This is a genomic window from Bradyrhizobium sp. JR3.5 (assembly GCF_054057015.1).
The window spans coordinates 3,450,301-3,464,447 of sequence record NZ_JBSRYV010000002.1 but is presented as its reverse complement, the minus strand read 5'-3'; the positions used below and the strand labels follow the sequence as shown (position 1 = coordinate 3,464,447).

Genomic DNA, 14,147 nt, shown 5'->3' with positions numbered 1-14,147 from the left:
AATGCGCAGCGGGGTGGGGTGACGGTCTCTCCACACGGATGCTGCCCGTGTTGAGAGATCACCCCAGCCCGTCTCACATTTCGCTGCGCTCAACGTGATCCGACCCTCCCCCTCCAGGGGAGGGTGGAAGGCACGCCCCTACGTCGGCGACATCGCGCCTTTGATCGTCCCCGACGGCTGCGCCGTGCCGGTCAGCCGCGCGCGCTCCGTGTTGGGCCACAGCAGCAGCAATCCGAGCAGGCCGGAGCCGGCCATGATCGCGGCGTTGATGGTGAAGCCGCTCATGTAGCCGGCCATCGGCGTGGCGGCGTGCTGGATCACACTGCCCATCACCATCGGCGCCAGAATGCCCGAGATGGTGTAGAGCGCACCGTAGATCGCGATGATCGCGCCACGCTGCGACACCGGCGTGAACTCGCCGAGCATCGGCGGGCACACCACATAGATCGAGCCGCACAGGCCGGAGCCGATCACCAGCAGTGCGATCATCAACGCGCCCGGCGGCGCATAGGGCAGCGCAGCGAGGATGCAGCCGCCGACGATCAACGGCACCGAGCCGAGCACGCCGCGCGCGCCGCGGGTGGTGAAGCCGCGCGCCAGCATCAGCTGCGAGATCCAGCCGGTCAGGATCACGATCGTCGCACCGAAGATCCAGGGCAGGATCGAGACGAAGCCGGCTTGCTGCTGCGAGAAGCCGAGCCCCTCGATGATGAACGACGTGAACCAGGTCAGGCCCAACGACAGCGCCCAATAGGCGCCGAAGGTCGCGACCACGCAGCCGACGAAGGTGCGCGACGTCAGCAGCTTCCAGTAGGGAATCCGTGGTTCATCGGCAACAACGGCAGCCGTCGACACCAGCGGCCCTTCCTTGCCGAGCGCGAACCAGGCGACGGTCCAGAGCAGGCCGACGATTCCGAGCGCGCCGAAGGCGTGATGCCAGCTGTGATTGACGATGATCCAGTTCAGCGCGGGCACCGCGAGGATCACGCCAAACGCCGAACCCTGCGACAGGATCGCGGTCGGCAGCGTGCGCTTCTCATCCGGAAACCATTTGTAGATCGCGTGCGCGGCGACCGAGAAGGCCGGTCCCTCGCCGGCGCCGAGGATGATGCGGCAGATCGTGAGCGTCGTGAGGCTGACGGTGCCGATCATCGGAAATTGCGTCAGCGACCAGATCACCGCCAGGATCAGCAGCACCCAACGCGTGTCGACGCGGTTGACGATGAAGCCGACCACGATCGCCGAGATCGAGAACAGATAGAAGAAGGATGAGCCGAGATCGCCGAACTGCTCCGGGGTGAGACCCATCTCCTTCCGGATCGGCACGCCGGCAAGCCCGACCACGATCTTGTCCGCAAAGTTCACCACCATGTACAGGAACAGAAGGAAGGTGATTTGCCAGGCGCCTTTCGGCGTCCCCTTCGACATCCCTTTGGGCGTCGGTTGCGTTGTCATGTCTGGCTCCCCGTCGTTTCGTTTTTTGGCTTCGTAAGATCGGCCTCGGCAGGATGCTAGCCACGCCTCGCCGCGCAACGCAACCCCGCATTTCCTCGGGTTCTGTGGCCGGCGCGACACGATGGCCGGGCAGGCGCGCCCGATCACGATCGCGTCGTCGCGGCCAGTGAAGCGGTGATCTGTCATCGGCCGGCTGCTATGCTCGGGGCAACGAAAAGCCGAGGTTATTGAAGGTTGGGTTATTTCATGAACAGATCGATCCTTCGCGCGGCCGCCTGCGCTGCGCTTGTGTCCGCCGCACTGCTCGCCGTGCCTTCTGTCCGCGCCGAGGACGCGGCAAGCCCGGACTACGCGGCGATCGTCGCCGCGCCCGATCGCAGCGATGCGGATCGCCAGGTCGACCAGCGCCGCCAGCCAGCAAAGATGCTGGCCTTTGCCGGCGTCAAGCCCGGCATGACCGTTCTCGACATGGCGGCGAGCGCCGGCTACAGCACCGAACTGTTGGCGCGCACGGTCGCCCCTTCGGGCAAGGTCTACGCGCAGGATTCGGCGGCCGTGCTCGAGCGCTTCGTCAAGGACAAGTTCGACACCCGCGCCAAGGCGCCGGCGATGAAGAACGTCGTCCATGTGGTGCGCGACTACGACGACCCGATCCCGCCCGAGGTCAGCAACCTCGACATGATCACCTTGTTCTTTTTCTATCACGACATCAGCTATCTGCCGGTCGATCGCGCCGCGATGAACAAGAAGATGTTCGCCGCGCTGAAGCCGGGCGGCTTCCTGGTCATCGCGGACCACTCGGCCAAGGCCGGCGAAGGCGTAAGCGTCGCCAAGACGCTGCACCGGATCGAGGAGAGCACCCTGAAGCAGGAGATCGAGGCGGCCGGCTTCAAGCTGGTCGCCGAGGCCGATTTCCTGCATCATGCGGAGGACCCGAAGGACATTCCCGTCTTCAAGGCGCCGGTGCCGATCGACGAGTTCGTCCTGAAATACCAGAAGCCTTGAATGAGGCACGGCCATCGCTTCACCTGACCAGACCGCCGCGGTGCTTCGCGTCACCGGCCTGACCAAGAGTTACCGCTCTGCCGGTGAAGACGTCGCGGTGCTGCGCGGCGTCGATCTCACTGTCACGACCGGCGAGAGCGTGGCGCTGTCAGGCGAATCCGGCAGCGGCAAGAGCACGCTGCTGCATTTGATCGCGGGGCTCGATGCCGCCGACAGCGGCGAGATCAGGCTCGCCGACATCACCGTTTCCGGTCTCAACGACGCCGGCCGCGCCGCGCTGCGCCGCGACCGGCTCGGCCTCGTGTTCCAGCAGTTCAACCTGATCCCGAGTCTCACGGTTGCGGACAATCTCGTGTTCCAGTCCCGCATCGCCGGCCGCCACGATGCGGCCTGGCATGACGAACTGGTCGAGCGCCTCGGGCTCAAGCAGCTCCTGAAGCGCTATCCCGAGCAATTGTCCGGCGGCCAGCAGCAGCGCGTCGCGATCGGCCGCGCGCTGGCGCCGAAGCCGCAGTTGCTGCTTGCCGACGAGCCGACCGGCAATCTCGACGAGGACACCGCCGACGAGGTGCTGCTTCTGGCGCGCGATCTGGTTGCTCGCACCGGCTGCGGCTTCCTGATGGTCACCCACAGCGCGCGGCTCGCCGCGACGCTCGACCGCCAGGTCACCCTGCATGCCGGGGTCATCGCATGAGGCGGGCGCTGTGGATTCTTGCGGTGCTGCTCAGCCATTGGCGGCGGCATCCGATGCAGCTCGCAACCCTGCTGATCGGGCTGATCTCGGCCACCGCGCTGTGGAGCGGCGTGCAGGCGCTGAACCAGCAGGCGCGCATCGCCTATGACCGCGCCGCCGCGACCTTCGGCGGCGCGCGCACCGCCATGCTGGTGAGCCGCGACAGCGCGACCTTCCCGCAAAAACTGTTCGTCGATCTGCGCCGCGCCGGCTGGCCGGTGTCGCCGATGCTGGAGGGCCGCGTCCAGATCGACGGGCGCAGCTTGCGCCTGCTCGGTGTCGAGCCGGTGACGCTGCCGTCCGAGGTCGGCAACGCACCGGCGGTCGGGCGCGGCAGCCTGTTATCCTTTGTCACGCCGCCGGGCGAGATGCTGGTGGCGGGCGAGACGCTGCGCGATCTCGGCCTCAAGGAGGGCGAACGGCCGCAGGCCAACGGCACGAGTTTACCGCCGCTGCGCGTGCAGGCGGAGCTCGCGCCCGGCGCGCTGGTCGTCGATATCGGCATCGCGCAGGACATCCTGAAGATGCCCGGCCTGGTGTCGCGCCTGCTGGTCGGCAAATCGAAAACGCCGCGCGCGACGCTTGAAAGCGTGGCCGGCGAAAAACTTCGGCTGGTGGAGCCGAGCGCCGAGAGCGACCTCGAGCGGCTGACCGACAGTTTCCATCTCAACCTCACCGCATTCGGCCTGCTGTCGTTCTTCGTCGGCCTGTTCATCGTCAACTCCGCGATCGGCCTCGCTTTCGAGCAGCGGCTGCCGATGCTGCGCACCTTGCGCGCTTGCGGCGTCTCGGCGCGGCTGCTCAACACCGTGCTGGTGATCGAGCTGGTGTCGCTGGCGCTGGTCGCCGGCCTGATCGGCCTCGTCTGCGGCTACTTCATCGCGGCAGCCTTGCTGCCCGATGTGGCGGCCTCCCTGCGCGGGCTCTATGGCGCGCAGATCCCGGGACAGCTTTCGCTCAAGCCCGTCTGGTGGTTCGCCGGCATCGCCATCAGCATTCTGGGCGCGCTCGCAGCCGCCGCCGCGAGCCTTGCCAAGGCGATCCGGATGCCGGTGCTGGCGACGGCGCAGCCGCAGGCCTGGCAGCAGGCGCAACGGCGCTGGCTCATGTTCCAAAGTGCCGCGGCGCTCGCGGTGTTTGCGGTTGCCGCAGCGCTCATTCGGTTCGGCGATTCCCTGATCGCGGGATTTGCGGTGCTGGCTGCGCTGATGCTCGGCGCGGCATTGATCCTGCCGATGGTGCTGCAAATCGCGCTCGCGATCGGCCAGCGCAGCGCGCGGGCGCCGGTCGGCATCTGGTTCTGGGCCGACAGCCGCCAGCAGCTCTCAGGCCTGTCGCTGGCGCTGATGGCGCTGTTGCTCGCGCTCGCGGTCAATGTCGGCGTCAGCACCATGGTGGAAAGTTTCAGCCGCACCTTCCTGGTCTGGCTCGATGGCCGGCTCGCCGCCGACGTCTACATCAGCGCGGCCAGCGATCAGCAGGCAAAGGAGATCAAGGCGTGGCTGCGCGATCGGCCCGAAGTCGCGGCGATCCTGCCCGGCGGCCGCGCCGATACCCAGCTCGGCGGCGCGCCGGTCGAGGTGCTCGGCCTGCCCGACCACGCCACCTATCGCGACAACTGGCCGTTGCTGGAGAGCACGTCCAATGCCTGGGTCAGGCTGCGTCCCGGCTACACCTGTCTGGTCAGCGAGCAGCTGTCGCGGCGGATGAAGCTTGCCCTCGGCGATCGTATCGAGGTCCCCGCCTCCGGCGGCAACTGGCCGCTCGAGATCGTCGGCATCTATGCCGATTACGGCAACCCCAAGGGCCAGATCGCCGTCAACTTCGCTGCGCTGACCCGGCGTTTCCCGCAGACGCCGCAGACCCGGATCGGACTCCGCGTCGCGCCAGATCACATCGCGCCGCTGATCGCGGCGTTGCAGGAGAAGTTCGGCCTCGACGACCGCAACGTCGCCGACCAGGCGACGATGAAGCGGGAATCCAAACGGGTGTTCAACCGCACCTTCTCGGTGACCGCGGCGCTCAACGCCTTCACGCTCGGCGTCGCCGGCACCGCGCTCCTGACCAGCCTGCTCACGCTGGCCAATTCGCGGCTGCCGCAGCTTGCGCCGCTGTGGGCGATCGGCCTGACGCGGCGGCGGCTCGCGGCGCTCGAACTGTTGAAGACCATGGCGGTCGCATTGATCACCGCGCTGTTCGCGCTGCCGCTCGGCCTTCTGGTTGCGTGGTGCCTGCTTGCGATCGTCAATGTGAAGGCATTCGGCTGGCGGCTGCCGTTCCAGGTCTTCCCGTTGCAGCTGATCGAGCTGCTCGCCGTGGCACTCGCCGCCGCCTTCTGTGCGGCGGCGCTGCCGGTCGCTAGACTGGCGCGCATGCAGCCAGCCAGCCTGATCAGGATCTTCGTCAATGAGCGCTGAGACGCGATGAGGGCAATCAGCGACCGCAAGGAAACTCTGTTCCCTCTCCCGCTTGCGGGGGAGGGTCAGGGTGGGGGTATCTCCGCGAGTCGCATTGCGGAAAGAGCCCCCACCCGTATCGCATCTTCGATGCGATACGACCTCCCCCGCAAGCGGGAGAGGTGACATGAGGTTGCGGATGCGCCGATCCATACGACGTACAGTCGCCGCTCGCGCGATCATCACGCGCCGCACCTTTGCCGGCGGTGCGCTGGCGCTCGCGCTCGGCGGCAAGAGCCTTGCGCAGGGCTTTGCCGGGCTCGGCGAGAATGCCGAAGGTTTTGCCGCCGTCACGCCGGGCAAGCCATTCGCATTCCCGATCGATCACGGCCCACATCCGGAGTTCCGGATCGAGTGGTGGTACGTCACCGCGAATCTCTCCGACGCGAATGGCGCGGCCTATGGCGCGCAATGGACATTGTTCCGTCAGGCGATGAAGCCGGGCGGTCCCAGCGAGGGTTGGGCCAACCAGCAGGTCTGGATGGGCCACGCCGCCGTGACCAGCGCCACCACGCATCGTTTCAGCGAGACGTTTGCGCGCGGCGGCATCGGTCAAGCCGGTGTCGAGGCCACGCCGTTCCGTGCCTGGATCGACGCCTGGGAGATGCACGGGCTCGACCCGTTCGATGCGCAGCGCGTCGCGCCGCTCGAACTGAAGGCCTCAGCTGCCGACTTCAGCACCGCGCTCCGCCTCGACGCCAACCGCCCGCTGGTGCTGCAAGGCGACCATGGCTACAGCCGCAAGTCGGATCGCGGACAGGCCTCTTATTATTACAGCCAGCCGTTCTACAACGCATCCGGCCGCATCGTGATCGACGACAGACCGGTCGACGTCACGGGTATGGCCTGGATGGATCGCGAATGGAGCAGCCAGCCATTGGCGGCGGATCAAACCGGCTGGGACTGGTTCTCGCTGCATCTGCCCGGCGACGAGAAGCTGATGCTGTACCGGCTGCGCCAGAAGGATGGCCGCGAGAACCTGTTCGGCAACTGGTTCACGCCGGACGGCCGCTCGGCCGAGATCGCTGGGCCCGGCAACAGCATCACGCCGGTTGCGACCACCGAGATCGACGGCCGCAAGCTGCCGACATCATGGCGCGTCGCCTTTCCGGCGCACGGCCTTGCCATCGAGACCACGCCGGTCAATCCGAAGGCCTGGATGGGGACGAGCTTCCCCTATTGGGAAGGCCCGATCCGCTTTGCGGGCAGCCACGCGGGAATCGGCTATCTTGAGATGACCGGGTACTGAAACGCCGACAGAAGATCGGCGTGCCCAAAATCGTCCAGCCTGTCAAACCGGTCGCTGCCGCCCCGTCATGACATCGGGGCCAATGAAACAAGAGGACACGCCTGACATGTACCACTACACGGCCATCGTCACCTGCCTTGCTGGTCGCGTTCTATTTCTTCACCTCGACACAGGTCGCGCGCGCCCGCGTCGCCTATGGCGTCAAGCTGCCGGCAATCTCGGGCAATCCGGATTTCGAGCGCATCTTCCGCATCCAGATGAACACGCTCGAGTGGATGCCGATCTTCCTGCCGTCGCTGTGGCTGTTCGCGATCTATGTCGGCGATGCCGCGGCCGCAGCCGTCGGTGCACTCTGGGTGATCGGCCGCATCGTCTACTTCATCGGTTATCGCGAGGCGGTGGCGAAGCGGAGCCGAGGTTTTGCCATCCAGGCCGCAGCGTGCATCATCCTGTGGATCGGCGCGCTCGGCGGCGCGGTGTGGCGGCTGGCGCATTGAAGGCGCGATCGCGCTACACACTCCGCTGTCGTCCCGGGCTTGACCCGGGACCCATAACCACAGGGTCGAGTTTTGCGATGGCTGGGGCCCCAGCCTGATCTCACAACAAAATGCGGTGGTTATGGGTCCCTGCTCCAGTGCGCAATTGCGCACAAGGCAGGGACGACGGTGATGTTGTGTCGCGAGCTGCGTGATACGTCAGCTGCGCGTCACTTCGTCAGCGGGCAGCCGCTGTCCTTGGCGCTGAAGAACGCCTTGTCGCCCGGCACCACGGCGAGCTGCTTGTAATAGTCCCAGGGCTTCTTCGATTCCGACGGCTTCTTGACCTCGAACAGGTAGAGGTCGTGGACCATGCGGCCGTTGGCGAGCACCTTGCCCTTGGCAAAGGCGTCGTCGACCGGCAGCTCCTTCAGCTTCGCGGCGACCGCGTCGCTGTCCTTGGTGCCGGCGGCCTTCACCGCCTTGAGGTAGCTCAGCGTCGCCGAATAGGTGCCGGCATGGATCATGCTCGGCATGCGGTTGGTGCGTTTGAAGAAGCGCTCGCTGAAGGCGCGCGAGGCGTCGTCGTGATCCCAGTAGAACCCTTCGGTGAGGACAAGACCCTGGGCTGCCTCCAACCCGAGACCGTGCACCTCCGACAGCGTCATCAGCAGGCCGGCAAGCTTCTGGCCTCCGCGCACGATGCCGAACTCGGCCGCCTGCTTGATCGAGTTGGTGGTGTCGAGCCCGGCATTGGCGAGCCCGATGATCTTGGCCTTCGAGCTCTGCGCCTGCAGCAGGAAGGACGAGAAGTCCGACGAGTTGAGCGGCACGCGGACCGAGCCGACCACCTTGCCGCCCTTCGACGTGACGATGTCGCTGGTGTCCTTTTCCAGCGCGTAGCCGAAGGCGTAGTCGGCGGTCAGGAAGAACCAGGTGTCGCCTCCCGCTTCCGTCAGCGCGCCGCCGGTCCCGACCGCGAGCGCGCGGGTGTCATAGGCCCAATGGAAGCTGTAGGGCGTACAGGCGTCGCCCGAGATGCGCGAGGTCGCCGCGCCGACCACGATGTCGATCTTCTTCTTTTCCTTCGACAGTTCCTGCACCGCAAGCGCTACCGACGAGGTGGTGAGCTCGGTGATCATGTCGACGTTCTCGACCTCGTACCAGCGTCGGGCAATCGCGGTCGCCAGGTCCGGCTTGTTCTGATGGTCGGCGGTGACGATCTCGATCTTCTGTCCCAGCACCTCGCCGCCGAAATCCTCGACCGCCATCCGCGCCGCCTCGAGCGAATACTTTCCGCCGTAGTCGGCGTAGACGCCGGACTGATCGTTCAGGATGCCGATCTTGACACCTTGTGCCGCTGCCGGCGCCGCAAGCATCAGGCTGCAAGCCGCGACCGCGGCCAAAAATCCCGACTTCATTTTTGTGCTCTCCCAGCAGTCTCTCATCAGGAAAAATCGGCGCGACATTATTTTATAACCCCGCGCCTGCCCATCTCTTTCCGCTCAGCCGTTAGTATGGGCTGCCGACGCAAGTCCGCACAATATCTGCTCCGTCACCCTGAGGTGCGAGCCTTGCGGCGCAATTGCGCCGCTGGGCGAGCCTCGAAGGCTCGACGGCCCGGCTGGTGGCCGTGCATCCTTCGAGACGCCTGCTTCGCAGGCTCCTCAGGATGACGGAGAAGCACTCGCTGCTGCGGAATGCCGGTCGCCCTCACCCCGCCACGTTCGCTGCGGGTTCCTTCGGCTTGCCCTCGTTCTTTCCTTCCGCGAGGTTGCGCACCACCATGTAGAAGATCGGCGTGAAGACCAGGCCGAACAGGGTGACGCCGAGCATGCCGAAGAACACCGCGACGCCGACCGCCTGGCGCATCTCCGAGCCCGAGCCGGTCGACAGCACCAGCGGCAGCACGCCGAGGATGAAGGCGAACGACGTCATCAGGATCGGCCGCAGGCGAAGCCGGCAGGCCTCGATGACCGCCTCCAGCCGTGGCCTGCCCTCGAGCTCGATATCGCGCGCGAACTCGACGATCAGGATCGCGTTCTTGGCGGCGAGGCCCACCAGCACCACGAAGCCGATCTGGGTCAGGATGTTGACGTCCTGGCCCATGATGCGCACGCCGATCGTGGCCGCGAACAGGCACATCGGCACGATCAGGATCACCGCGAACGGCAGTGTCCAGCTGCCATATTGCGCGGCCAGCACCAGATAGACGAACAGCACGCAGATCGGGAACACGTAGAGGCCGGCGTTGGCGCCGTTGATCTGCTGGTAGGACAGATCGGTCCATTCGAACGAGAAGCCGCTCGGCAGGGTTTCGTCGGCGAGCTTCTTGATGGCGTTGAGCGCCGTCGTCGAGCTGACGCCCGGCGCCGGCTCACCCTGCAGTTCGGACGCCGAGTAGAGATTGTAGCGCGCGACACGGTCGGGGCCCGAGATGTCCTTGAAGTCCACGACACTGCCGAGCATCACCATGTCGCCGGCGGCGTTGCGGGTGCGCAGCCGCGAAAGATCGGTGGTCTCCTTGCGGAACGGCAGATCAGCCTGCGCCGTGACGTGATAGGTGCGCCCGAACAGGTTGAAGTCGTTGACGTAGGTCGAACCGAAATAGGTCTCGATCGTGTCGGTGATGTTGGCGATGGGAACGCCGACCTTCTGCGCCTTGACGCGATCGATATCGACGAACAATTGCGGGGTGTTCGCGGAATAGGGCGAGAACACCGAGGTCAGGCTCGGCGACTTGCGCGCGGCCAACACCAGTTCGTCGGTCGCGGACGCCAGCAATTCTGGCCCGCGCCCCTGTCGATCCTGGACGCGGATGGTGAAACCACCGCCGGTGCCGATACCGGGCACGGCCGGCGGCGGAATGACGATGATGAAGGCGCCCTGGATCACCGACAGGCGCTTGCGCAGGTCGGCCGTGATCGCGGTCGCCGTCAGTCCCTTCTTCAGGCGCGCCTCCGGCTCGTCGAACACCGGGAACAGCGCCGCGGCATTACCCGCCTGCGTGCGCGTCGCGCCGGAGAAGCCGGCGAAGGCCGCGACGCGAACGATACCGGGCGTATCCAGCGCAATCCGCTCGATCTCGCGTACGACAGCCGTGGTCCGCGCCAGCGACGCGGCGCCCGGCAGTTGCGCCGAGATGATGACGTAGCCGCGATCCTGCGCCGGAATGAAGCCCTGCGAGGTGGTCGCGAGCAGCCAGCCGGCGCTGCCGATCAACACGAGGTAGATCGCGACCATCACCACGGTGTGCCGGATCACGAAGTCGGCGACCGCCGCATAGCCATGCGCCAGCCGGTCGAATACGCGGTTGAACAGCGCGGTGAAGCTGTCCCAGCCGCGCGCGATGATGTTCCAGCGTGCCGGCGGGCGTTTCTCCTCGTGCGGGACCAGGATCTGCGAGGCCAGCGCCGGCGACAGCGTCAGCGAGCAGAAGCAGGAGATCGCGGTCGCGACCGCGATGGTCACGGCGAATTGCTGGAAGAACTGTCCGGAGATGCCGCCGAGGAAGGCGGTCGGCACGAACACCGCGCACAGCACCAGTGCGATCGAGACCAGCGCGCCGCCGACCTCCTCCATGGTCTTGAGCGCCGCCTCGCGCCGGCTCATGCCGTGCTCGAGATGCCGTTCGACATTCTCGACCACCACGATGGCGTCGTCGACCACGATGCCGACCGCGAGAACCAGGCCGAACAGCGTCAGATTGTTGATCGAGAAGCCGAGCGCGGCCATCACCGCGAAGGTGCCGACCAGCGACACCGGGATCGCGATGATCGGGATGATCGCAGGCCGCCATCCCTGCAGGAACACCAGCACCACGATGACGACGAGCGCCATCGCCTCGTAGATCGTCTTGATCAGCTCATGAACCGATTGGGCGATGAACTCGGTCGGGTTGTAGCCGATGTTGTAGTCGAGCCCCTTCGGGAAACCCGCCTTCATACGCTCCATCGTGTCGGAGATGCTCTTGGCGGTGGCAAGCGCGTTCGATCCCGGCCGTTGCGTCACCAGCAGGGCGACCGCCGATTTGCGCAGCAGGAAGCTGTTGGTGGCATAGGACAGCGCACCGAGCTCGACGCGGGCGACGTCGCGCAGCCGCACGGTACGGCCGTCAGAGCCGGCCTTCACCACGATGTCCTCGAACTGCCTGATGTCCTTGAGGCGGCCGGTGAAGACGAGGTTCGGCTGGAAGGCGCGATCGGCGATCGGCGGCTCGGCGATCTGGCCGCCCGCGATCTGCAGGTTCTGCGCCCGGATCGCCGCCAGCACCTCGCCCGAGGTCAGGCCGAGATTGGCGATCCGATCGGGATCGAGCCACAGCCGCATCGAGTAATCGCGCGCGCCGAACATCTGGATGTCGCCGACGCCGTCGAGCCGCAAAAGCTGGTCGCGGACCTGCAGCAGCGCGTAGTTGGAGATGTAGAGCTGGTCGAACGTGTCGTCGGGCGACAGCATGAACACGACCATCAGGATGTCGGGCGAGTTCTTGCGGGTGACGACGCCGTTGCGCTGGACCTCTTCAGGCAGCCGCGGCTGCGCGATCGCGACGCGGTTCTGCACCAGCACCTGGGCCTTGTCGAGGTCGGTGCCGAGCTTGAAGGTCGCGGTGATGGTGAGCTGGCCGTTCGAGGTCGCCTGGCTGTAGAGATACAGCATGTCCTCGACGCCGTTGATCTCCTGCTCGATCGGAGCGGCGACGGTGTCGGACACGGTCTGCGCCGAGGCACCCGGATACTGCGTGGTCACCGTGACGGTCGGCGGCACGACCTGCGGATATTCCGAGACCGGCAGCGTCGGATAGGCGATCGCGCCGACGATCAGCAGCACGATCGACAGCACCATCGCGAGGATGGGCTGGTTGATAGAGAGCCTGCCGAGATTCATGGCTTGGCACCTGCCGCCGGCTTGTCTCCAGCCGGGGGCTTGTCTCCTGCCGCGGGCTTGGCAGCTTCCGCGGGCTTGTCGCCGGCCGGGAGCTTGGCGTCGGCCGGAGCCTGGGCCATCTTCGGCGTCACCTTGGCGCCGACGCGGGCGCGTTGCAGCCCGTCGACGATCACATGGTCCTCCGGCTTGAGGCCTTCGCGGATCACGCGCAAGCCCTCATCCAGCGGTCCGAGCGTGACCGCTCGTGCTTCCACCGTGTTGTCGTCCTTGACCACGAACACGATCTTGCGCGACTGGTCGGTGGCGATGGCGGTATCCGGGATCAGCAGCGCCTCATAGGGCGAGGAGCCGATCAGGCGGACGCGGCCGAACTGGCCGGGCAGGATCGAGAGGTCCTTGTTCGAGATCACCGCGCGGCTGCGCAGCGTTGCGGTCGAGACGTCGAGGCGGTTGTCGAGGAAATCCATCTTGCCCTCATGCGAGGGCTTGGTCTCGCCGGTCAGGGTCACCTGCACCGGGTTCGCCGTATCGCGCGAGCTCGGCCGCCGGCCTTCGAACCACAGCTTGCTGTTGCGCTGATAGGTCGCCTCGTCGACGTCGAAATAGATGTAGATCGGATCGAGCGACACGATCGAGGTGAGCAGCGTCGCTCCGCTCTCGCTGCCCTGCACCAGGTTGCCCGGGGTCACCAGATGCCGGCTGACGCGGCCGGTGATCGGCGCCAGCACATGGCTGAATTCGACGTTGAGCTGCGCGGCCTTCAGCGTGCCCTCGGCCTGTGTCTCGGCGGCGCGCGCGGCCTGCAACGCCTGGCGGCGCTGGTCGACGACCTGCTCCGAGACCGCGCTGGTCTGCACCAGATTGAGCCCGCGCTCGAGATCGCGCTTGGCAAGCTCCCCCTTGGCGCGCGCGTCGGCGAGCTGACCTTCGGCCTGCAGCACGACCGCCTCGAACGGCCGCGGATCGATGATGTAAAGCAGATCGCCGGTGTGGACGATCGCACCGTCCTTGAACTCGACACTGTTGACGAAGCCGCCGACGCGGGCGCGGACCTGAACCTCTTCGATCGCCTCGAAGCGACCGGTGAATTCATCCCAGTCGGTAACGGTGCGCTTGACCGGCTGCGCGACGGTCACGGGCGGCGCCGGAGGCGCGGCCTGCGATTGCGCGCTCTTGTCGCCGCAGCCGCCGAGCGCCAGCGCGGCCAACAGCCCGATCGGCGCGAGGCCGCGCCGGCACGCCCTGACAAATCCCTGGCGGCGAAGCGAATGACGCTCGACGCCGGTTACCGGAGCCGGACGCTCCGTTCTGTCAATCGAACTCAATTCGCTCTCCCCCAAAAGACCACGAAGCACGCCGACCAAATCAGGGCTACGAAAGTCGCAATTAAACTTGCGGTGATTCAACACGGCTGGACCACCGCAATGTCGCGGCAGCGGACGTCACAGATGTAGCCGCACCCCAGTCTCTTCAAGATGGCCGCCGGATCAAGCGAATAGTTGCGCAATCTGAAAGCCTTACGACACGCTCGCGAAACCGTGACGACGAAAAGGGGCAGTTTAGCTGGCCTATCGAGGCTGCAAGGTCACAGACAGATCGTCTCGAATCAATCACAGCGCGAGTTCGTTTCACAGATTCGTCACACCGCCCCGATTCTACTCTTGGCACAGGAACCTTTCGTCACGACCAGCCAGGTTCCCACACTCTACCTCCCGCTGCACGGCGAAATCGTCGTTAACGGCGCGGTTGTCATCCGGACACACATTGACACCCGGTAGGGTGTATCGCCAATACGGTCATGGTTGCCAAAGCATGAATATTCTTGGCCGGCCGCATTTTTCTCGAACATTCATAGTGTTTTGTCGCGGCGCGAGTGTGTGAAAGCG

Annotated in this window: 8 protein-coding genes and 1 pseudogene; 5 read left to right on the top strand and 4 right to left on the bottom strand. The window is 65.9% G+C overall.

The window, feature by feature from the left end; all coding sequences use genetic code 11:
• Window positions 1–138: 138 nt before the first annotated feature.
• On the bottom strand, window positions 139–1,455 hold the full coding sequence (locus tag ACVWW1_RS33400; protein WP_456658822.1) for an MFS transporter: 1,317 nt from the start codon (window positions 1,453–1,455) through the stop codon (window positions 139–141).
• A gap of 246 nt (window positions 1,456–1,701) precedes the next feature.
• Here ACVWW1_RS33400 and ACVWW1_RS33395 point away from each other — a divergent pair, with 246 nt between their 5' ends.
• The 5 genes and pseudogenes from ACVWW1_RS33395 (at window position 1,702) to ACVWW1_RS33375 (ending at window position 7,395) form a co-directional block, all read left to right on the top strand.
• Window positions 1,702–2,460, top strand: a complete 759-nt coding sequence (locus tag ACVWW1_RS33395) for a class I SAM-dependent methyltransferase (protein WP_456658821.1) — start codon at window positions 1,702–1,704, stop codon at window positions 2,458–2,460.
• 40 nt (window positions 2,461–2,500) lie between these two features.
• A complete protein-coding gene (locus tag ACVWW1_RS33390; RefSeq protein ID WP_456658820.1) occupies window positions 2,501–3,154 on the top strand; it encodes an ABC transporter ATP-binding protein in 654 nt (217 codons plus the stop codon).
• A complete protein-coding gene (locus tag ACVWW1_RS33385) occupies window positions 3,151–5,610 on the top strand; it encodes an FtsX-like permease family protein (RefSeq protein WP_456658819.1) in 2,460 nt (819 codons plus the stop codon). Before ACVWW1_RS33390 ends, ACVWW1_RS33385 begins: the two co-directional genes overlap by 4 nt.
• 166 nt (window positions 5,611–5,776) lie before the next feature.
• A complete protein-coding gene (locus ACVWW1_RS33380; RefSeq protein WP_456658818.1) occupies window positions 5,777–6,898 on the top strand; it encodes a lipocalin-like domain-containing protein in 1,122 nt (373 codons plus the stop codon).
• A 106-nt stretch (window positions 6,899–7,004) separates the two neighbouring features.
• Window positions 7,005–7,395, top strand: a pseudogene (locus ACVWW1_RS33375) (MAPEG family protein).
• A 209-nt stretch (window positions 7,396–7,604) separates the two neighbouring features.
• Here the strand turns inward: ACVWW1_RS33375 and ACVWW1_RS33370 are convergent.
• The 3 genes from ACVWW1_RS33370 to ACVWW1_RS33360 form a co-directional block, all read right to left on the bottom strand.
• A complete protein-coding gene (locus ACVWW1_RS33370) occupies window positions 7,605–8,795 on the bottom strand; it encodes an ABC transporter substrate-binding protein (protein ID WP_456658817.1) in 1,191 nt (396 codons plus the stop codon).
• Window positions 8,796–9,087: 292 nt separating this feature from the next.
• Complete coding sequence (locus ACVWW1_RS33365; RefSeq protein WP_456658816.1) at window positions 9,088–12,261, bottom strand: efflux RND transporter permease subunit; 3,174 nt, start codon at window positions 12,259–12,261, stop codon at window positions 9,088–9,090.
• Window positions 12,258–13,478: an efflux RND transporter periplasmic adaptor subunit gene (locus ACVWW1_RS33360; RefSeq protein ID WP_456660732.1), complete on the bottom strand. Its 1,221-nt coding sequence runs from the start codon at window positions 13,476–13,478 to the stop codon at window positions 12,258–12,260. The genes ACVWW1_RS33365 and ACVWW1_RS33360 overlap by 4 nt, the downstream gene beginning before the upstream one ends.
• Window positions 13,479–14,147: the final 669 nt, after the last annotated feature.

Excerpts from the sequence above, each read along its gene's own strand:
- ACVWW1_RS33380 (WP_456658818.1), top strand. The coding sequence starts at position 5,777 with ATGAGGTTGCGGATGCGCCGATCCATACGACGTACAGTCGCCGCTCGC.
- ACVWW1_RS33395 (WP_456658821.1), top strand. The coding sequence starts at position 1,702 with ATGAACAGATCGATCCTTCGCGCGGCCGCCTGCGCTGCGCTTGTGTCC.
- ACVWW1_RS33385 (WP_456658819.1), top strand. The coding sequence starts at position 3,151 with ATGAGGCGGGCGCTGTGGATTCTTGCGGTGCTGCTCAGCCATTGGCGG.
- ACVWW1_RS33365 (WP_456658816.1), bottom strand. The coding sequence starts at position 12,261 with ATGAATCTCGGCAGGCTCTCTATCAACCAGCCCATCCTCGCGATGGTG.
- ACVWW1_RS33400 (WP_456658822.1), bottom strand. The coding sequence starts at position 1,455 with ATGACAACGCAACCGACGCCCAAAGGGATGTCGAAGGGGACGCCGAAA.
- ACVWW1_RS33370 (WP_456658817.1), bottom strand. The coding sequence starts at position 8,795 with ATGAAGTCGGGATTTTTGGCCGCGGTCGCGGCTTGCAGCCTGATGCTT.